Genomic DNA, 19,155 nt, shown 5'->3' with positions numbered 1-19,155 from the left:
TCTAAAATGCGCTAGTCAGAATTGACTGCACTAAAATCAATGATGTGAAACACCAAACTCTTGCTGTTGCGGCTCTTTCTGGCCAGGAAACCCGTGAACTGATACACCCCGCCCAAGCTTGCCTGGCTGAACCGGCCGGAGATTTCGCCAGCGGCTAGCGCGGCAACATCAAACTCGGTCAAACGGGCAATTCCTGCTTCCATCTGCTGCGAACTGTGTTGCAATACTGCATTCACAATCGGCAACCCTGCCGGGGTATAGCGCAATATTTCGCGCTCGGCAATGATGGCGGTTACTTGTAGCTGGTTCAGCGCACGATCCTGGTCAAAAATTAAGCTGCTGCTGCGGCTGGAGCGGCTGCTGGTGCTTCGGTGCGGTGGCTTTTGGCCGCGTCTTCGCGTTGTACCGATTTCATCATCGGCGAAGGAGCTGTTTCAGCTTTCTTCATTTTAACGGTCAGGTGACGCAACACGGCATCATTGAATTTGAATGCTGTTTCCAACTCGACCAGGGTCTCGTTGTCGCATTCGATGTTCAGGCAGATGTAGTGTGCTTTAGGCAGCTTTTGGATCGAGTAAGCCATTTGACGGCGGCCCCAATCTTCCACGCGGTGAACCGAACCGCCGCGGGTGGTTACGCTGGCTTTGTAGCGTTCGATCATCGCGGGCACTTGCTCGCTTTGGTCCGGATGGACGATAAAGACTATTTCATAATGACGCATGCAAACTCCTTCAGGTCGGATTGATAATCGCCCACCCCGGCGTCAAGACGGGTGTGGGAAGGTCAGCCGAAGATTATAACCGCCTTTTGCAAACGTTTCAATCATTCCTTCCACATGGGCCCGAAAAGCCCGCGCGCCACCGTGCTTTCCGTCCATGGACAAGTATTTCTTGCGAAATTCGCCCAAAACACGGAAATCCCCTTGCATAGTGAACGATACTGTACAAAAATACAGACTGTTCATATAGACAGCATTTTAGTATGCACCCACCGCTCATGATCAAGCTGACAGCACGACAAGAACAAATCCTGAACCTGATCAAGGACGCGATTGAAAACACGGGCTTTCCTCCCACCCGTGCCGAAATCGCCAATGAACTGGGTTTCAAATCGGCCAACGCGGCCGAAGAGCATTTGCAGGCCCTGGCCCGCAAGGGCGCGATCGAGATTTCTCCCGGCACCTCGCGCGGCATCCGCCTGATCGGCGCCGCCGCCGAAGCGCTGCCATCGAAGGTGCCGGCAGCGCTGCTGATGTCGCTGCCGCTGATCGGCCGGGTAGCGGCCGGTTCGCCCATCCTGGCGCAGGAAAACCTGGAAGCGAGCTACAACGTCGATCCGGCCCTGTTTTCGGCCAAGCCTGACTTCCTGCTGAAGGTGCGCGGCTGGTCCATGCGCGACGCCGGCATCATGGATGGCGATTTATTGGCCGTCAAGAAAGTCGACAGCGCCAAGAATGGCCAGATCGTCGTGGCCCGCATCGGCGACGAAGTCACCGTCAAGCGCTACAAGAAGACGGGTTCCGTCATCGAATTGCTGCCGGAAAATCCGGACTTCAAGGTGATTACCGTGTCGCCGGAAGATGAGTTTGCATTGGAAGGTTTGGCCGTCGGACTCATGCGCAGTTGGCATTAAGAGGGAAAGCGCTTGCAGCATACCTGCGAGCGCTTAATTCCCATCCAATTGAGCACATCGGCAAGACTGACTTATTTGCTTGGCAAAGGACTGGTCACCCATTGCGGCGTGTTCGCGGTACGTGAGCGATTCAATTCACTCATTTCATTTTCTGTCTGAATTTTTTTATTCTCCGCCAAGAGATACGCCTCTGTTTTGGAGTGCCACTCATCGCGCTGCGCCAAGATATTTTTTGCCAGCTCACGCCCTTCGGCACTCACCCGCGCATAGGCTGCATCCATGCGCAGCTTGGCCTTTTCAAATTCCTGCTCATTCATCAACGATTCAATATCAGAAGGAATGGCTTTGCCAGGCGGCAAAGAAGCATTCAAATTACTGACAAAGCTGTTATAGCACGCCATCCAGGCATCAACACTATCGGCCACATCTCTGATTTGACGCTTGGTTTGGGAGAATGCAGGAATCACCGGGGTAACGCACTTGACCTTACTCAAGGCAACATCCTCGCCAGCATATGAGTTGACATAGTAATCAATGTCACCTTTTCGCGCGACACGGTTAGCCATAAGGGCAAGCGCGGCTTCGGCATTCTTGTTGCCCGCCTTGGATGCCTGCCCAAACCATTGTCCGGCTTGCGCGGCATCGACAGCCACTCCTTCACCATACAAATACATCTCGCCCAAATGAAATTGAGCCTCGGCATTCCCAGCCTGAGCCAGTTTCTTGTACAAATCCAAGGCTTGCGGGTAAGCCTTGGATTGCAGGAATTTATTCGCATCCGTCAGGTCATCAGCATAGACAGCGCAAGAAAACAATAAAAAAACACTAAATACAATTTTTTTCATTCCCACTCTCCGATTGAGAAAAAGACACATATGCTTTAATTACACTTAAATGTAATCTTTTTCTCAAAAAAGTGAAACCTTATTCTTCTTCCAATGCGTGCTTGAAGTCTTCCAGCAGATCCACCTCATCCTCGATACCCACCGACACACGGATCAGCGACTCGGCGATGCCCATGCTGGCGCGCCGCTCGGCACCCATCTCATAGAAAATCGTGTGGGCGACGGGAATGACGAGGGTGCGCGTGTCGCCAAGGTTACTGGCGGGAATGGCAAGATTGAGACGATTAAGGAAATCGAAGCAGTCGATGCCATCTTTCAATTCAAAGCTGAACAGCGAGCCATAGCTGCGGAACAAGTCCGTCGCCAGCGCGTGCTGCGGGTGCGACGCCAGGCCCGGGTAATGCACGGCCGCCACTCTCGGGTCCGCCTCCAGCATGGTGGCCAGCGCCAGCGCGTTCGAACAGGTGCGGTCCATGCGCAAGGCCATGGTTTCCGCGCCGACAGCGATATGGTGCGCCGCTTCCGGTCCCAGGGACGCGCCGAAATCGCGCAAGGCCTTGGCGCGGATTTGCGCGATGCCCCACTGCGCGGGCGCCGCCTTCTTGTAATTCTCGAAAATGTTCGGATACTGCGTCCAGTCGAACACGCCCGTATCCGTCAAGCTGCCGCCCAGCGCATTGCCGTGGCCGCCGATGGATTTCGTCAAGGCATTGACCACCAGGCCCGCGCCCACGGCTTTCGGACGGAACAGGTATGGCGTCGTCATCGTATTGTCGACGATGTACAGGATGCCCTTCTCGCGGCACAAGTCACCGATCTTCTTCAGGTCGGCGATCTGCGTGCGCGGATTGGCAATAGTTTCCACGAAAACAATCCGCGTGGCCGGCGTGATGGCGGCCGCCACATTGGCCACGTCGGTGGCGTCGACGAACGACACGGCGATGCCCTGCCCCGTCACCGTTTGCCACAGGCTGTTGGTGTTGCCAAACAAAAAGGCCGACGACACGACATGGTCGCCCGCGCGCAGCAAGGATTGCACCACGGCGCCGATGGCGCCCATGCCGGTGGCGAAGCACAGGGTCGCCACGCCGTCTTCCATCTTGTTGACCTTGTCTTCCAGCGCGGAAACGGTCGGGTTGCCCTGGCGGCCATAGCGGAAACCCGGCTCCTTGCCCTGGAACACGGAAGCGAGCTGGCGCGCATCGGCGTAACCAAAGGCAACGGAAGTGTGCACGGGCTTGTGCAGGGAGCCATGTTCGATGCCCTTGCGGCGGTCGTTATGCAGGATGGTGGTGGTAAAGCCGTAGTTTTTTTTATCGTTCATGATCGCGGAGAAAAAAATGCCCGGCATCGGCCGGGCAGCTTACTTATGCTTCTGTTGTCGCCAGGTTCAGGTTCAGCTGGGAACGCGGCGTATCTTCGGGCGCTGCCGCCTTCGGATGGTGGCGCGCATATTCCAGGCGGTCCAGGTATTCCTGCGACACGTCGCCCGTCACGTACACGCCATCGAAGCACGAAGCCTCGAAGTTGGTCAGGGCCGGGTTGACGTCGGCGATGGCCTGTTTCAGCGCGCCGATATCCTGGTACACGAGGTAGTCGGCCGTGATTTCGCGGCACACTTCTTCCGTCGTGCGGCCGTAGGCGATCAGTTCGTCGCGCGTCGGCATGTCGATGCCGTACACGTTCGGGTAGATCACCGGTGGTGCGGCCGAAGCGAAGATGACCTTCGTCGCGCCCGCTTCGCGCGCCATCTGCACGATTTCACGGCTGGTGGTGCCGCGCACGATGGAATCGTCGACCAGCAGCACCACTTTATCCTTGAATTCGGACGGGATCGCGTTGAGCTTCTGGCGCACGGATTTCTTGCGCGCCGCCTGGCCCGGCATGATGAAGGTGCGGCCGATGTAGCGGTTCTTGATGAAGCCTTCGCGGTACTCGATGTTCAGCGCCATGGCCAGCTGGATGGCGGCCGGACGCGAGGAATCGGGAATCGGCATGACCACGTCGATATGTACGCCAGGCAATTCAGCGCGGATCTTTTCGGCCAGGTACTCGCCCATTTTCAGGCGCGTGGCGTACACGGAGGCGCCGTCGATGACGGAATCGGGACGGGCCAGGTAGACGAACTCGAATACGCACGGGTTCAGGCTGGCATTGTCGGCGCACTGGGCGCTGTGCAATTGCTTGTCAGCATCGATGAAGACGGCTTCGCCGGGACCGATATCGCGCACGAAGCGGAAGCCCATGCCTTCCAGGGCCACGGATTCGGAAGCGATCAGGTATTCGGGACCTTGCTCCGTTTCATTGATGCCCAGGCACAGCGGACGGATGCCGTGCGGGTCGCGGAAGGCCAGCAAGCCCACGCCGGCGATTTGCGCCACGGCGGCGTAGCCGCCCTTGACGCGGCGGTTCAGCACGGTGACAGCCTTGAAGATGGCTTCCGGGTCCAGGTTCAGGCCCGTCGTCGCTTCCTGGATTTCATGCGCCAGCACGTTGAGCAGCACTTCCGAATCGGAATCGGTATTGATGTGGCGGCGGTCGTTCTTGAACATTTCCAGCTTCAACTGTTCCCAGTTGGTCAGGTTGCCATTGTGCGCCAAGGTGATGCCGAACGGCGCATTCACATAGAACGGTTGTGCTTCCTCTTCGCTCGACGAACCGGCCGTCGGGTAGCGGCAATGGCCGATGCCCGTCGTGCCTTGCAGCGAACGCATGTTGCGCGTACGGAAGACGTCACGCACGAGGCCATTGGCCTTGTGCATGGAAAACATACTGCTGTGATTGGTCGCAATCCCTGCCGCGTCCTGACCGCGATGTTGCAGGAGCAACAATGCATCATAGAGCAATTGATTGACAGGTTGATGGGAAACGACGCCGACGATGCCACACATGGTGTGCTCCTAAACTGTGCTACTGATTTTAAAAAAAATTCAAAATTTCACATGCTGCGCGTAAGCGGCAGGCAGATAAGGCTTGATGGCGCGCGCGCCCTGTTCCGCGAGCGGGCTGAGCTGCGCGTTTTTCCAGAATGGCTGCTGCGGTATGGACGTCATGCCACACAAGATGACGGCGGTCAGCACGATCACAAGGCCCCGCGCCACGCCGAACAGGCTGCCCAGAGTGCGGTCGGCCAGGCTCAGTCCCGTCACCTTGACCAGCGCGTCGACCGTCATGGACAGCAATCCCATCAAAATGCGCACACCGATGAACAGCACCACGAAGGCCAGCAACAATCGGATGGCTTCGCCCGGCACGGCTTCCGGCAGGAATTTCGCCAACGTGGCGCCATAGGCATTGGCAATGACAAAAGCCACGACCCAGCTGACCAATGACAGTATTTCCTTGACCAGGCCGCGCATCATGCTGATCAGCACGGACGTCACCAGCACGAACAGCACCAGGTAATCGAAGATCGTCACGCCCGTTCAGCCTTGCAACATCACGCCGGTACCAGGCTGCCGCCCAGGCCCAGCTTTTGCAGCTTGGCGCGGGTCTTTTCGGCGTCTTCGCGGCTGCCGAACGGTCCCACGCGCACGCGGATGCGTTCGCCCGCCGGGCTGGAGACTTTCTGCGTGTACGACTTGATGCCCGCTTCGCGCAGCTTGTCCTGCAATTCGTCAACCTTGTCCTGCGTCGCCAGCGCCGCCACCTGCACCACGAACTTGCCGCTGCCGGCGTCGTGCGCCTTGTCCTGCACCTTCTCTTGCGGCTTGTCCTGCGGCTTGCCTTCCAGGATGGCCAGCGCGCGCGCGGCATCGTCGGCCGATTGCGCCGGCTTGGCAGGCTTAGTCTCAGGCTTGGCTTCCGGTTTTACTTCATGCTTGGGCTCAGGCTTGGACTCGTGTTTCGGCTCGGCCTTGGGTTCCGGCTTGGTTTCGTGCTTCGGTTCCGGTTTTGGCTCCACCTTGACCGGCTTGGGCTCGGGTTTCGGTTCCACGTAGGCTGGCTTGACCGGCGCAGGCTGGACGGCGGCCAGCACGGGTGCCGGTGCAGGCGTCGGCTTGGCCGCAGGCGGCAGCGGCGCGTCGACGATCTCCTCGGACTGGTCCAGGCCATTCGATGCGGCCCGGACCGGAACGGCCGGCACGGGCGCCGGTGCAGGCGCTACGGCCTTTTCCTTCGACGGAATATCGATGGCGATATCGTTGAACGGCGCCTTCGGCTCGGAGTCGAGCAGCATCGGCAAGCCGACAGCTACGCCCAGGGCCAGGGCAATGGCCCCGACCAGGCGGCGGCGTGCGCGCTTTTTTTCAGGCAAGACCGGATCCGGCGCTTCCTTGCCGCCACGGCGCGATCCGCCGCCACCGGAGGTGTTGGCGGCGCGTTTGCGGGTCGGCGACTGTGCTTCGCCAGGGACATAAAAGCCGCTGTCTTCGCCAGAGGATTCTTGCTTGTTTTTAAACAGTTTCGAGAACAAGCCCATGCGTGATTTTCAGTCGAGTGCGTTTCAGTGAAGTGAGGATTTTCGGGCCTTCATCACGCCGGCAACGGTGAGGAAAGAACCAAAGACCACAATTCTATCATTCTCACCGGCCCGGCTCATTGCATTTGCAAAAGCTTGTGCCGGATCATCGAAAATAGATACAGTATGCTCGCTGCTGTCGGGCTTATCTTCCAACATGATTTGCACCTTGGCGGCCAGCTCGGACGCCGTGGCCGCGCGCGGCGAAGGCAAGCCCGTCAGGCACCAGTGGTCGACGTGTTCGCTCATCGCGGCCAATACGCCATCGATATCCTTGTCCAGCATGGAGCCGAACACGGCATAGGTGTACGGGTGGAAACCCATATTGCCCAGGTTCTGGTTCAGCGCCGACGCCGCATGGGGGTTATGCGCTACATCAAGGATCACGCTGGGGCGGCCAGGCAAGACCTGGAAGCGGCCCGGCAGCTCCACCGTCACGAGGCCCGTGCGCACTTCCTGCGCGCCCACGGGCAGTTTCAGCTTCAGCACTTCCAGCGCGGCCAGCACGGCCGTCGCGTTGAGGATCTGGTTGGCGCCACGCAAGCTCGGATACGCGAGCGAATTGCGGCGCTGCTCGCGCCCGCCGTAGTTCCACTGCTGCTTGTCGCCCGAATAGTTGAAATCGCGGCCCATCAGCCACAGGTCGGCGCCGATGGCCTCGGCATGGTCGATCAGCGACTGGGGCGGTACGGGGTCGCTGCAGATGGCTGCCTTGCCTGGGCGGAAGATGCCCGCCTTTTCAAAGCCGATCGCTTCGCGCGTATCGCCCAGGTAATCCGTGTGGTCGATATCGACGCTGGTGACGATGGCCACGTCCGCATCGATCACGTTGACGGCGTCGAGGCGCCCGCCCAGACCCACTTCCAGGATGGCCACGTCCAGCTTGGCCTGCGACAGCAGGTGCAGGATGGCCAGGGTGGTGAATTCGAAATACGTGAGCGGCGTGTCGCCCCGCACGGCCTCGACGGCATTGAAGCTGGCGACGATCTGTTCGTCGCTGGCCATCTCGCCCAGCACGCGGGCGCGCTCGTTAAAATCGAGAAAGTGCGGCTTGATGTACAGCCCCACTTTGTAGCCGGCACGCAACAGCACGGATTCCAGCATGGCGCAGGTGGAGCCCTTGCCATTCGTGCCCGCCACCATGATCACGGGGCAAGTAAACGCCAGCTGCATGCGCGCCTTGACGGCTTGCACGCGGTCCAGGCCCATATTGATCTGGGTTTCCGAATGGCGGGTTTCCAGCATGGCGAGCCAGTCCGGCAAGGTGGTGGGGAGCTTGTGCATGGGAGACTTCTTGATGAGGAGACAGTGCGCGAGGCGCGGAGATGGTGTGGCGTGGCAACCGGGCGTGTCCTGCGGACGCCGCCCGGCCTGTTACGTTGGCGTTACGCCAAGACTTCGACGGCCTGGTTTTGCAACAAGGCCAGCAGACGGGCGATTTCTTCGCGCATCTTGCGGCGGTCGACGATCATGTCGACGGCGCCCTTGGTGACGAGGAACTCGGCGCGCTGGAAGCCTTCCGGCAGTTTTTCGCGCACGGTGTTTTCAATCACGCGGGGGCCGGCAAAGCCGATCAGCGCTTTCGGTTCAGCAATGACCACGTCGCCCATGAAGGCGAACGAGGCGGACACGCCGCCCATGGTCGGGTCGGTCAGCACGCTGATGAATGGCAATTTCTTTTCCGACAGCTTGGTCAGCATGGCCGTGGTTTTCGCCATCTGCATCAGGGACAGCAAGCCTTCCTGCATGCGCGCGCCACCGGTGGCGGTGATGCAAATGAACGGCACTTTCTGTTCCAGCGCGATTTGCGCGCCGCGCACGAAGCGCTCGCCCACGACGGAGCCCATGGAGCCGCCCATGAATTCGAATTCGAAGCACGCCACGACAACCGGCAGGCTCATGATGGCGCCGCCCATGACGACCATCGCATCCGTCTCGCCCGTCGCTTCCATGGCGGATTTCAGGCGGTCCGGGTATTTCTTGCTATCCTTGAACTTCAAGGTATCGACAGGCAGGATTTCCTGGCCGATTTCATAGCGGCCGCCAGCGTCGAGCAGGCTGTCGAGGCGCTCACGCGCCCGGATGCGCATGTGGTGATCGCATTTCGGGCACACGTGCAAATTCGATTCCAGGTCCGTACGGTACAGCACGGCTTCGCACGACGGGCATTTGACCCACAGGCCTTCCGGCATGGTCTTGCGCGCGGCAGCATCAGAACGCTGTATGCGCGGTGGCAGCAGTTTTTCCAACCAACTCATATTTTCTCCTTGGGCCCTTGTAGGGGTAGCGTCGGTGGACGCCCCCGGCAGACGGTAAACGGCGACGTCCCGCAGGGCGCCACCAAAAATTTTATCTATTGCACAATAACAGGCAAATCAGTGGCCGAAGTGTAGCCGTTTATCGCCGGGCTGTCGAACTTTGCCGCCAACGCATATTGCGTAAACGGCAAGCTTGCTCAGGCGTCCAGTGCGGCGCGGATGCCTGCCGTAAAGCTGCGCACGGCGTCGACGGCGCCGCCTTCCGGGGCATTTTCAATCTCCTGGATGATGCGGCTGCCGATCACGACGGCATCGGCCACCTTGGCAACGGCCTTGGCCGTGGCCCCATCGCGGATGCCGAAGCCCACGCCGATAGGCAATTTTACATGCTGGCGGATGGCCGCGAGGCGCTCTGCCACCTGTTCCGTATCAATGTTGCCGGCACCCGTGACGCCCTTCAGCGACACATAATAGCTGAAGCCGCCGCCAACCTTGGCCACTTGCGCGATGCGCTCTTCGGTCGAGGTAGGCGCCAGCAGGAAGATCAGGTCCAGGCCCGCCGCGCGCATGGCGGCCGCGAATTCCTCGCACTCTTCCGGCGGATAGTCGACGACGATGGCGCCGTCCGCGCCGGCCGCTTGCGCTGCATCAATAAATGCGGCGCTGCCGATGCGCTCGATGGGATTCGCATAGCCCATCAGCACCACGGGCGTCGTCTGGTTCGTTTCGCGGAACTGGCGCACATAGCCGAACACGTCGTGGATGCCGACATTGAATTTCAAGGCCCGTTCGCAGGCACGCTGGATGACGGGGCCTTCGGCCATGGGGTCGGAAAACGGCACGCCCAGTTCCAGCACGTCGGCGCCGCCCTCGACGAGCGCGTGCATCAGGGGCACGGTGGCGTCGGGGCCGGGGTCGCCGGCGGTAATGAAGGTGACCAGGGCGGTCTTGTTGTTGGATTTTAAGTTGGCAAAGGTGGCGGAGATACGGGACATGATGAGCTTTCTTAATGATGGATAGATGGAATGATTTCAACCCAAAGCAAAGGCTGGGGTCAGACCCGGCGGGTCTGACCCCGTTGACACGCTGTTAGTTGAAATTGAGTCCCATGCGTTCCGCCACGGTATGCATGTCCTTGTCGCCGCGGCCCGACAGGTTGGCCAGTACAATTTTATCTTTCGGCAAGGTGGCCGCCAGTTTGGCCGCGTAGGCCAGCGCATGCGACGATTCCAGGGCCGGGATGATGCCTTCGATATGGCAACAATCGTGGAACGCCTGCAGCGCTTCCTCATCCGTGATCGACACATACTGCGCGCGGCCCGAATCTTTCAGCCACGCATGTTCCGGGCCTACGCCGGGATAGTCGAGGCCGGCCGAGACGGAATGCGTCTCGATGATCTGGCCGTTTTCATCCTGCAGCAGGTAGGTGCGGTTGCCGTGCAGCACGCCCGGGAAACCGGCCGTCAGCGAGGCCGAGTGCTTGCCCGTGTCCAGGCCTTCGCCGGCCGCTTCCACGCCGATCAGTTTCACGTCTTTCTGGTCGATATACGGGTAAAAGATGCCCATGGCGTTCGAGCCGCCGCCGATGCAGGCCAGCACGTAGTCGGGCTGACGGCCCGTCATTTCCGGCATCTGCACCAGGCATTCCTCGCCGATCACGGACTGGAAGTCGCGCACCATCATCGGATACGGATGGGGGCCGGCCACGGTGCCGATGATATAAAAGGTGTTTTCGATATTCGTGACCCAGTCGCGCATGGCTTCGTTCAGCGCATCCTTGAGGGTCTTGGAGCCGGATTCGACGGGCACGACGGTGGCGCCCAGCAATTTCATGCGGTACACATTCTGCGCCTGGCGCTTGACGTCTTCGCTGCCCATGTAGACCACGCATTCGAGGCCGAAGCGGGCGCAGATGGTGGCCGTGGCCACGCCATGCTGGCCCGCGCCCGTCTCGGCGATGATGCGCGGCTTGCCCATGCGCTTGGCCAGCAGGGCCTGGCCGATGACGTTATTGATCTTGTGCGCGCCCGTGTGGTTCAAGTCTTCGCGCTTGAAGTAGATTTGCGCGCCGCCGGCCATCTCGGACCAGCGCTTGGCGTGGTAGATCGGCGACGGACGGCCGACGAAATGCTTCAGCTCGTAGCGGAATTCTTCGAGGAATTCGGGATCGACGCTGTAGCGGGCGTAGGCTTCCTTCAGCTCGGCCAGCGCATGCGTGAGCGTTTCGGCAACGAAGGAACCGCCGTACGGGCCGAAGTGGCCGCGCGGGTCGGGAAACGGGTAATCGGCGGCGTGGAACAATGCGGCGGCTGCGCCGGGCGCGGTGGTGTGGTCATTCATGGTTGTTTCCTCTGGCAATGATGGCATCGGCATCCTGCACCGCGGCGATAAACGCGCGGACACGGGACGCGTCCTTGATGCCCTTGGACGCTTCGACACCACTGCTGATGTCGACGGCGTAAGGGCGCACGCGCACCACTGCGTCAGTCGCGTTTTGTACGCTCAAGCCACCACTTAAAACGACCCGAGGCGCGAGTTCTTTTGGAATGAGGGACCAATCAAATACCTTTCCTGCACCACCGTAGGCATCCACATAGGTATCGAGCAAGAGACTCGAAAACAAGGGACTGGCGGCGCGATAGCGCTGTTCGTATTCTAGCAAATCTTCAAAGGAGGTGTCGGGTTTGACGCGGAACACTTGCGTAAACGGCGTATTCACGGCGCCAGCCAGCGCCGCGCTGTGTTCGGGCGTCTCATCGCCATGAAATTGCAGCAGGGACAATGGCGCCACGGCCTTTGTCGCCTGCACTTCTTCCAGCGTGGCATTGACGAACAGGCCCACTGTCGTCACGTACGGCGGCATGGCGGCGATCAGGCTGGCTGCCTGCTGCGGCGTGACGTAACGGGGGCTTTTCGGATAAAACACGAAGCCGATGGCGTCGGCGCCCGCCGCCACGACGGCCTGGATGTCTTCGGCGCGGGTCAGGCCGCAGATCTTGATGCGTGTGCGAGGCATGGCTATCCTTTATTGATGCAGATCAAAACCAGGGCAAGGCGCTGCTGCTGTCTTGCGGCAAGGCCCATTTCGGATCGTAATCGATCTGCGCCAGGTACAGGCCGTCCGGCATGAAGGTGGGCGCAGCCGCATGACGGTCACGGCTTTCAAGCAAGTGCCCGAGCCAGTCCGGTTTTTCGCGTCCCGTGCCGATGTAGACGAGCGAACCGACCAGGTTGCGCACCATGTGGTGCAGGAAGGCATTGGCCGTAATCGTAAAAATCACGCAATCGCCGCGCCGCTCGATGCGGATGTCATGCATCAGCTTGACAGGCGACTTGGCCTGGCATTGCGCGGCACGGAAGGCCGTGAAATCGTGCCAGCCCAGCAGCGGCTGCACGGCCTGGCGCATCAGTTCCACGTCCAGCGGACGGAAAAAGAAACCGGCACGGCCTTCCACCAGCGGCGAACGGGTAGCGTTGTTGTACAACACATAATGATAGGTGCGTGCGCGCGCGCTGAAACGGGCGTGGAAGAAGTCATTGACCGTCGGATCGCCTTCGAGTTCCTTGGCCCAGCGCACGGCGATGGATTTCGGCAGGAAGGCGTTGACGCCGCGCACCCACGAGTGCACGTCGCGGTTCAATTCCGTATCGAAATGCACGACTTGCTCGAGCGCATGCACGCCCGTATCCGTGCGGCCGGCGCAGGTGGTGGCCAGGCGCACGCGGGCAAACTGTTCCAGCGCGTTTTCCAGCTGGTCCTGCACCGTCTGCCCGTCTTCCTGCTTCTGGTATCCGTGCCAGGCCGTGCCGTCGTATTGCAGGCCGAGGACGATACGCTTCAATGGCGTTGCTGTCGTAATATTTTGCATCGAAGCATTATACCGGCGCAAAGGCGGCCCCGCCTTCCGGCCACACAAGCGCCTGAGACGGCGTTCAGGGCAAGGCGCGCGGTCGAAGACAGTACGAATAGTACGGCGAGACCGTGCAACGCAGCCATGGACGTCGTATCAGGTGCTTAGCTCAGCAAAGCTCTCATGGTATTCGCTTTCTTCACCTGCTCTTCGCTGCCGCCCTTGATGACTTCATCGATCAGCTCGCGCGCGCCTTCCTTGTCGCCGATTTCCTGGTAAGCGATCGCCAGGTCCAGCTTGGTATCCATTTCCATGTGGATGGCCGACAGCGGGTCGTCGACGCCCACGCTGGCCGTCTTGCCATCGTTGAGGTCCAGGTCGATGCCGGACAGGTCGAATTCCTGCGCCGGCGGTATGGCTTCCGGCAAGGTGGCGGGCGTTTGCGCATCGTCAAACAGGCTATCGATGGAAGGCTCGGCCGCCGCCACCGGCGCGGCAGCGGGCGCGACAGGCTCGTCAAGGTCGAAATGGGCCAGGTCGACATCCTTCAGCGGATCAGGCAACGGCGTCAAGCCGGCACCCACGCCGTTCACGGGACCGGCTGGCGGCTCCAGGTCCAGGCCGAAATCCATGCTGGCGTCATAGTGCACATCGTGCGCATCCTGCGCGGCAGAAACAGGCTTGCTGTCCGGCCCCGGCATGACGATCGGGTCGCTGGTGGAAACGGGTTCGAAATCGAGGCTGTCGAGGTCGAAATCGAGCGGATCGCGCGCATCGCGGGCCGCCACGGAAGACACCGGTTCGGCCGGAGCCAGGTCGGCCAGCGGCGCAGGAGTAGACAAATCGTCAGGCAAGTCCATGCTCTGGCCATGCAAGTCGTCGCCGGCAGCCTTGCTCAGGCTGACGACGGCGTCGTCTTCCGTATCGCCATACAGGGGATTAGCAGGGTCGAGCGCCAGGCCCAGCGCGGCCGCCTGCGGCCACTCTTCGCCCTGGCCGCGCGTCAGGCTGTACAGCTCGCTGGCCTGGTCTTCAAACGCGCGCACGTCGTTGCGGGCCGAATAGATTTCCAGCAACTTCAAGCGGGCGGCATGGCGCTCGGGGTGGATGCGCAAGGCTTCCTTGAGGATATCTTCCGCCTGGCCATCGCGGCCGTAGGCGATATACACGTCCGCTTCGGCGACGGGGTCCGTTTCATTCGCGTCGAGCATGCTGGCGCCCGCTGCAGCGGCCACGCCGGCAGCGGCGGCGCCCGTGCCGAACAGGTGGTTGCTCGCTTCGGATTGCTGATCTTCCGGCGCCAGGCCGGCCGGCGGCGCCACTGGCGCTTCCGGCTCGAACACGGGGGCGATATCTTCGGCGGGCGGCGGCGTCTCCTTGCGGCGGCGCGCGATCACCAGCGCGGCCACGGCGGCCAGCAACGCGGCCAGACCGATGCCGATGGCGCCCAGGTGGTCGCTGATCTTGTCGGCGAAGGTCGGTTCCAGCGGCGATGGCTTTTTCACCAGCGGCACCGGTTTTGCCTTCGGCACGGGCGGCTGGGCTTCGGCAGGTGCGCTGGCGACGGCGCTGGCAACGGCGCTGGCCGATACGCTTGCCGCTGCGCTGGCAGCGGCCTCGGCCGGCTTGGCGGGCGCCGGGGCGCTCTTGTCGACCATGGCCTTGCTCTTGACCGCCATCAACTTTTCCAGGTCGCTGACGTTCTTTTCCAGTTCCTTGACGCGGGCGGCCGCTTCATCGACCTGCTTCGCCTTGGCGATCTTGTCTTCTTCGCTGGCGACGGCGCTCTTGCCGGCCGACTTGGCCGCCGGCTCCGCTTTCGACAGCTTCAGCTTGTCTTGCGACTCGCTCACGGCCGTCGGTTTTTCCTGCACCTTGGTCGGGCCGATCTTGCCGGCCGTGCTTTGCGTCGCTTGCGCGGCCTTGGCCGGCTTGCTTTGCGACACCTGGCCTGCCAGCTTGTTGCGGTAGGCGTCGAAATCGATGGCGTGCGCCGTCACGATGCCCTTCGCTTCGGCCGCGCCGGTAGCACGCACGGTGTCCGCACCCGGCACGGCCAGGATGCGCCCGGCCTGCATGCGGTTCATGTTCTCGCCCTTGAAGGCGTCGGGATTGGCGCGGTACAGGGCGACGAGCATCATGTCGAGCGACACGCCCGATGGCTTCAGTTCGCTGGCGATGCGGCTCAGGGTGTCGCCCGCCTTGACCTTGTATTCGCCTGCCGCCTTTTTCGCGGCTGGTGGCGCAGCATCGGCGGCGGCAGCGGCCGGCTTGGCCTTGCCAGGCTCGACTGGCGCCGTCACTTGCGCGCCGCGCGTCTGGCGCGCTTCGGGCGTGTCGAGCACGAACGCATATTCGCGCACCTGGCGGCCGCTCTTGCTGCTCAGCTCCAGCAGCAGGTCGACCATGGGTTCGGCCACCGGTTGCGCCGAGCTGATGCGGATGAAGGACTTGCCGTTGCGGTTTTCCACGGCAAACGTCAAGGCGTTCAGGGCGGGATTGAATTCCACGTTGGCCTGGCGGTAGGCGTCCGGCGGCGCCAGCTTGGCCAGCAGGCTCGAAGCCTCGCCTGGCTTGACGGCCGATAATTCGACCTCGGCGCGCAGCGGCTGGCCGGCGGCGGACAGCACCGTGATCTTGCCCAGCTCGGCTGCGGATACCGCCGGTGACAATAACACCGCACAGGCGACAGCGCTGCTGAGTGTTTTAATGGCAAGGGAGGCGACCCGGGGACGAGTGTGTACAGGCATAGTTGGCGGCATCTTAGTTGACATGGGAAAACTGTTACTTTTCCAGAGGTATCAACATATCATCATGCCCAGAGCTATGCAAGCTCCGCATGGTTGAGCCTTGACGGGCTCAGGACGAAAAAAAAGCCGGGAAAACAGCCCCGGCTTGATCTGGATCAGCAATTAATTGCCGTTATGCGTCCAACAAAATACGCAGCATGCGGCGCAGCGGCTCGGCCGCGCCCCACAGCAATTGGTCGCCCACGGTGAACGCGGACAGGTATTCGCCGCCCATGCTCATCTTGCGCACGCGGCCGACGGGAATCGTCAGGCTGCCCGTGACGGCGGCCGGCGACAGGTCGCGCACGGACGCTTCGCGCGTATTCGGAACCAGCTTGACCCATTGATTATTGCTGGCGATGATGTCGTTGATTTCATCGAGCGGCACGTCTTTCTTCAGCTTGATGGTCAAGGCTTGCGAATGGCAGCGCATGGCGCCGATGCGCACGCACAGGCCGTCGACCGGGATTTCCTTCGTGCCAAAGTCCACGCCGCGGCCCAGGATCTTGTTGGTTTCCGCGCCGGCCTTCCACTCTTCCTTCGACTGGCCGTTGCCCAGGTCCTTGTCGATCCACGGGATCAGGTTGCCGGCCAGCGGCGCGCCGAATTGCTTGATTTCATCCGGGGAGTAGCCGTGCTGGGTGGCCAGCACCTGGCGGTCGATTTCCAGGATGGCGGAAGCGGGGTTGTCCAGCAGCGCCTTGACGGAACCGTTGATGGTGCCGAATTGCGTCAGCAGTTCGCGCATGTGCTGCGCGCCGCCGCCCGATGCCGCCTGGTACGTCATCGACGTCATCCAGTCGATCAGGTCGTGCTGGAACAGGCCGCCCAGGCCCATCATCATGCACGACACGGTGCAATTGCCGCCGATGTAGTTCTTGACGCCCTTGCCCAGCGCATCCTTGATGACGTGCAGGTTGACGGGATCGAGCACGATGACGGCGTCCTTTTCCATGCGCAAGGTCGAGGCCGCATCGATCCAGTAGCCATTCCAGCCCGCTGCGCGCAGCTGCGGGAAGACAGCGCTCGTGTAGTCGCCGCCCTGGCAGGAAATGATGATGTCGCACTTGGACAGTTCGGCGATGTTGTTGGCATCCTTGAGGATGGTTTCATTCTTCGCCATGGCCGGCGCCGCGCCGCCCGTGTTCGAGGTGGTGAAAAACACCGGTTCGATGTGGGCGAAATCGCCCTCTTCCTGCATGCGCTGCATCAGGACCGAACCGACCATACCGCGCCAACCTACCAAGCCAACTAATTTCATTACCATTCCTCAAGATGAGACGGCGACTGCCGTCATTAGACTATTTTATCCCAGTGCTTTTACAACTGCATCACCCATGGCCTCGGTACCGACCAAAGTCGTGCCCGCTTCGTGGATGTCGGCCGTGCGCAAGCCCTGCGCCAGCACCTGCTTCACGGCTGCCTCGATGCGGTTTGCCTGCTCTTCGCGGTTCAGCGAATAACGCAACATCATGGCGGCCGACAAGATCGTCGCCAGCGGATTGGCGATGCCCTTGCCCGCGATATCGGGCGCCGAACCGTGCGACGGCTCGTACAAGCCCTTGTTGTTGGCGTCCAGCGAGGCCGACGGCAGCATGCCGATCGAACCCGTCAACATGGCGGCCGCGTCCGACAAGATGTCGCCGAACATGTTGCCGGTCACCATGACGTCGAATTTCTTCGGCGCCCGCACCAGTTGCATGGCCGCGTTATCGACATACATATGATCGAGCGCAACATCCGGATATTCCTTGTGCACGTCGATGACGATGTCTTTCCAGAACTGGAACGTTTCCAGCACGTTCGCCTTGTCCACGCTGGTGAGGCGCTTGTCGCGCTTTTGCGCCGCCTGGAAAGCCACGTGGGCGATGCGGCGGATTTCGCCTTCCGCATAGCGCATGGTGTCGAATCCTTCGCGCTGGCCCTTGAACGGGCCGTCCGGGCACTCGCGCACGCCGCGGGGCTGGCCGAAATAAATGTCGCCCGTCAATTCGCGGATGATCAAAATGTCCAGGCCGGACACCACTTCCGGCTTCAGGGTCGAGGCGCCCGCCAGTTCCGGATACAGAATGGCCGGACGCAGGTTGGCGAACAGGCCCAGGTTCTTGCGCAAGCCCAAAATCGCCTGCTCGGGACGGAACTGGCGCTCCAGATTATCGTACTGGTAGTCGCCCACGGCGCCAAACAGCACGGCATCGGCCGCCTTGGCCAGCGCCAGCGTGCCTTCCGGCAAGGGGTGGCCATGGGCCGCATAGCCGGCGCCGCCCACGGGCGCGCTTTCCAGCTCGAACGATTCGCCCAGCACATTCAAGACCTTGACGGCTTGCGCGACGATTTCAGGACCGATGCCGTCGCCGGGTAAGATTGCAATTTTCATATTTTTATCGATTAGATGACGTTGGCGAGCCAGGGCTGATTGTTCAAATGACGCTCTTCGAAGGCGCGGATATCGTCCGCGTGGCGCAGGGTCAGGCCGATATCGTCGAGCCCATTCATCAGGCAATATTTGCGGAAGGCGTCGATCTCGAACGGGTACGATACGGAACCATTGCTGGTGCGCACGCATTGCTGTTCCAGGTCCACCACCAGCTTGAAGCCGGGGAAGGCCTTGACTTCATTGAACAGGTGCTCGACCTGGCTTTCCGACAGCACGATGGGCAGCAAGCCGTTCTTGTAGCAATTATTGAAGAAAATGTCGGCGAACGAGGGCGCGATAATGGCGCGGAAACCATATTGATCGAGCGCCCACGGCGCGTGTTCGCGCGAGGAACCGCAGCCGAAATTCTTGCGCGTGAGCAAGATCGAGGCACCCTGGTAGCGCGGCTCGTTGAGCACGAACTCCGGGTTCAGCGGGCGGCGGCTATTGTCCTGGCCCGGTTCGCCATGGTCGAGGTAGCGCCATTCGTCGAACAGGTTGGGGCCGAAGCCGCTGCGGTGGATCGATTTCAAGAATTGCTTCGGGATAATCGCGTCGGTGTCGACGTTGGCACGGTCCAGCGGGGCGACCAGGCCTTCGTAAATCGTAAATTTATCCATGCTGTTTCTACTCGGTAAGACGCGCGGCGCAGGGCGCCGGCACGTCGCGGTTTATTTTCCGCCGGCGCCAGTGACAACCTGGCCGACTTTCTGCACATCGCGGCCGATGCCGGAGACGGTGTTGCAGCCAGACAAGATGACGGTGGCGATGAGGAGGGCGAAGAGTTTTTTCATGATGATCTCGTTTGTTTCAGGGAAATGAATGGCGCTAGTGTAAACCAGCAGCTGAAAGCTGGGGTCAGACCCGGCGGGTCTGACCCCGGAATTTGGCTGCGTTACCAC

19 protein-coding genes are annotated in these 19,155 nt (G+C 61.0%); 1 reads left to right on the top strand and 18 read right to left on the bottom strand.

Annotation, left to right across the window (positions count from 1 at the left end; genetic code table 11):
- Positions 1 to 11: 11 nt before the first annotated feature.
- Together priB and rpsF are read right to left on the bottom strand one after the other, a co-directional pair.
- A complete protein-coding gene (gene priB, locus NCG91_RS16405) occupies positions 12 to 311 on the bottom strand; it encodes a primosomal replication protein N (protein WP_034783455.1) in 300 nt (99 codons plus the stop codon).
- Between the two features lie 20 nt (positions 312 to 331).
- Positions 332 to 721: a 30S ribosomal protein S6 gene (rpsF, locus tag NCG91_RS16400; protein ID WP_034750499.1), complete on the bottom strand. Its 390-nt coding sequence runs from the start codon at positions 719 to 721 to the stop codon at positions 332 to 334.
- A gap of 275 nt (positions 722 to 996) precedes the next feature.
- Between rpsF and lexA the strand changes: the two genes are divergently transcribed.
- Positions 997 to 1,632, top strand: a complete 636-nt coding sequence (lexA, locus tag NCG91_RS16395; RefSeq protein WP_034783454.1) for a transcriptional repressor LexA — start codon at positions 997 to 999, stop codon at positions 1,630 to 1,632.
- 71 nt (positions 1,633 to 1,703) lie between these two features.
- On the opposite strand, the gene NCG91_RS16390 is transcribed toward lexA, so the two are convergent.
- The 16 genes from NCG91_RS16390 to NCG91_RS16315 form a co-directional block, all read right to left on the bottom strand.
- On the bottom strand, positions 1,704 to 2,477 hold the full coding sequence (locus tag NCG91_RS16390) for a tetratricopeptide repeat protein (RefSeq protein ID WP_251350437.1): 774 nt from the start codon (positions 2,475 to 2,477) through the stop codon (positions 1,704 to 1,706).
- A gap of 79 nt (positions 2,478 to 2,556) precedes the next feature.
- Positions 2,557 to 3,801 (bottom strand): cystathionine gamma-synthase family protein, encoded by a 1,245-nt coding sequence (locus NCG91_RS16385; protein WP_251350436.1) that lies wholly within the window; start codon positions 3,799 to 3,801, stop codon positions 2,557 to 2,559.
- Between the two features lie 43 nt (positions 3,802 to 3,844).
- A complete protein-coding gene (gene purF / locus NCG91_RS16380; protein ID WP_034783451.1) occupies positions 3,845 to 5,368 on the bottom strand; it encodes an amidophosphoribosyltransferase in 1,524 nt (507 codons plus the stop codon).
- Positions 5,369 to 5,407: 39 nt separating this feature from the next.
- Positions 5,408 to 5,896 carry a CvpA family protein gene (locus tag NCG91_RS16375; RefSeq protein WP_251350435.1) on the bottom strand — a complete coding sequence of 163 codons (489 nt, stop codon included), beginning with the start codon at positions 5,894 to 5,896 and terminating at the stop codon, positions 5,408 to 5,410.
- A gap of 20 nt (positions 5,897 to 5,916) precedes the next feature.
- The gene (locus NCG91_RS16370; RefSeq protein WP_251350434.1) at positions 5,917 to 6,900 is read right to left on the bottom strand and encodes an SPOR domain-containing protein; all 984 of its coding nucleotides are present in this window, start codon (positions 6,898 to 6,900) and stop codon (positions 5,917 to 5,919) included.
- 24 nt (positions 6,901 to 6,924) lie between these two features.
- Positions 6,925 to 8,223 (bottom strand): bifunctional tetrahydrofolate synthase/dihydrofolate synthase, encoded by a 1,299-nt coding sequence (folC, locus tag NCG91_RS16365; protein ID WP_251350433.1) that lies wholly within the window; start codon positions 8,221 to 8,223, stop codon positions 6,925 to 6,927.
- Positions 8,224 to 8,324: 101 nt separating this feature from the next.
- The gene (accD, locus tag NCG91_RS16360; RefSeq protein WP_010400390.1) at positions 8,325 to 9,197 is read right to left on the bottom strand and encodes an acetyl-CoA carboxylase, carboxyltransferase subunit beta; all 873 of its coding nucleotides are present in this window, start codon (positions 9,195 to 9,197) and stop codon (positions 8,325 to 8,327) included.
- Between the two features lie 197 nt (positions 9,198 to 9,394).
- The gene (trpA, locus tag NCG91_RS16355) at positions 9,395 to 10,192 is read right to left on the bottom strand and encodes a tryptophan synthase subunit alpha (protein ID WP_251350432.1); all 798 of its coding nucleotides are present in this window, start codon (positions 10,190 to 10,192) and stop codon (positions 9,395 to 9,397) included.
- A gap of 94 nt (positions 10,193 to 10,286) precedes the next feature.
- Positions 10,287 to 11,537 carry a tryptophan synthase subunit beta gene (gene trpB, locus NCG91_RS16350; RefSeq protein ID WP_251350431.1) on the bottom strand — a complete coding sequence of 417 codons (1,251 nt, stop codon included), beginning with the start codon at positions 11,535 to 11,537 and terminating at the stop codon, positions 10,287 to 10,289.
- Positions 11,530 to 12,213, bottom strand: a complete 684-nt coding sequence (locus NCG91_RS16345; protein ID WP_099666996.1) for a phosphoribosylanthranilate isomerase — start codon at positions 12,211 to 12,213, stop codon at positions 11,530 to 11,532. The genes trpB and NCG91_RS16345 overlap by 8 nt, the downstream gene beginning before the upstream one ends.
- A gap of 22 nt (positions 12,214 to 12,235) precedes the next feature.
- Entirely contained in the window at positions 12,236 to 13,066 is an 831-nt protein-coding gene (gene truA / locus NCG91_RS16340; protein ID WP_180278715.1) for a tRNA pseudouridine(38-40) synthase TruA, read from the bottom strand.
- A gap of 146 nt (positions 13,067 to 13,212) precedes the next feature.
- Positions 13,213 to 15,720, bottom strand: a complete 2,508-nt coding sequence (locus NCG91_RS16335; protein ID WP_285817152.1) for a motility hub landmark protein FimV — start codon at positions 15,718 to 15,720, stop codon at positions 13,213 to 13,215.
- Between the two features lie 250 nt (positions 15,721 to 15,970).
- Complete coding sequence (gene asd / locus NCG91_RS16330) at positions 15,971 to 17,098, bottom strand: aspartate-semialdehyde dehydrogenase (protein WP_251350429.1); 1,128 nt, start codon at positions 17,096 to 17,098, stop codon at positions 15,971 to 15,973.
- A 45-nt stretch (positions 17,099 to 17,143) separates the two neighbouring features.
- A complete protein-coding gene (gene leuB / locus NCG91_RS16325) occupies positions 17,144 to 18,214 on the bottom strand; it encodes a 3-isopropylmalate dehydrogenase (RefSeq protein WP_251350428.1) in 1,071 nt (356 codons plus the stop codon).
- A gap of 11 nt (positions 18,215 to 18,225) precedes the next feature.
- Complete coding sequence (gene leuD / locus NCG91_RS16320) at positions 18,226 to 18,873, bottom strand: 3-isopropylmalate dehydratase small subunit (RefSeq protein WP_251350427.1); 648 nt, start codon at positions 18,871 to 18,873, stop codon at positions 18,226 to 18,228.
- 51 nt (positions 18,874 to 18,924) lie between these two features.
- Positions 18,925 to 19,047 (bottom strand): entericidin A/B family lipoprotein, encoded by a 123-nt coding sequence (locus tag NCG91_RS16315; RefSeq protein ID WP_010400408.1) that lies wholly within the window; start codon positions 19,045 to 19,047, stop codon positions 18,925 to 18,927.
- Between the last annotated feature and the right edge of the window lie 108 nt (positions 19,048 to 19,155).

It is taken from the genome of Janthinobacterium kumbetense (assembly GCF_023703445.1).
In the GTDB taxonomy this organism is placed as follows: domain Bacteria; phylum Pseudomonadota; class Gammaproteobacteria; order Burkholderiales; family Burkholderiaceae_D; genus Janthinobacterium; species Janthinobacterium kumbetense.
The sequence above is the reverse complement of the archived record's forward strand: the minus strand, read 5'-3'. Positions and strand labels throughout refer to the sequence as shown.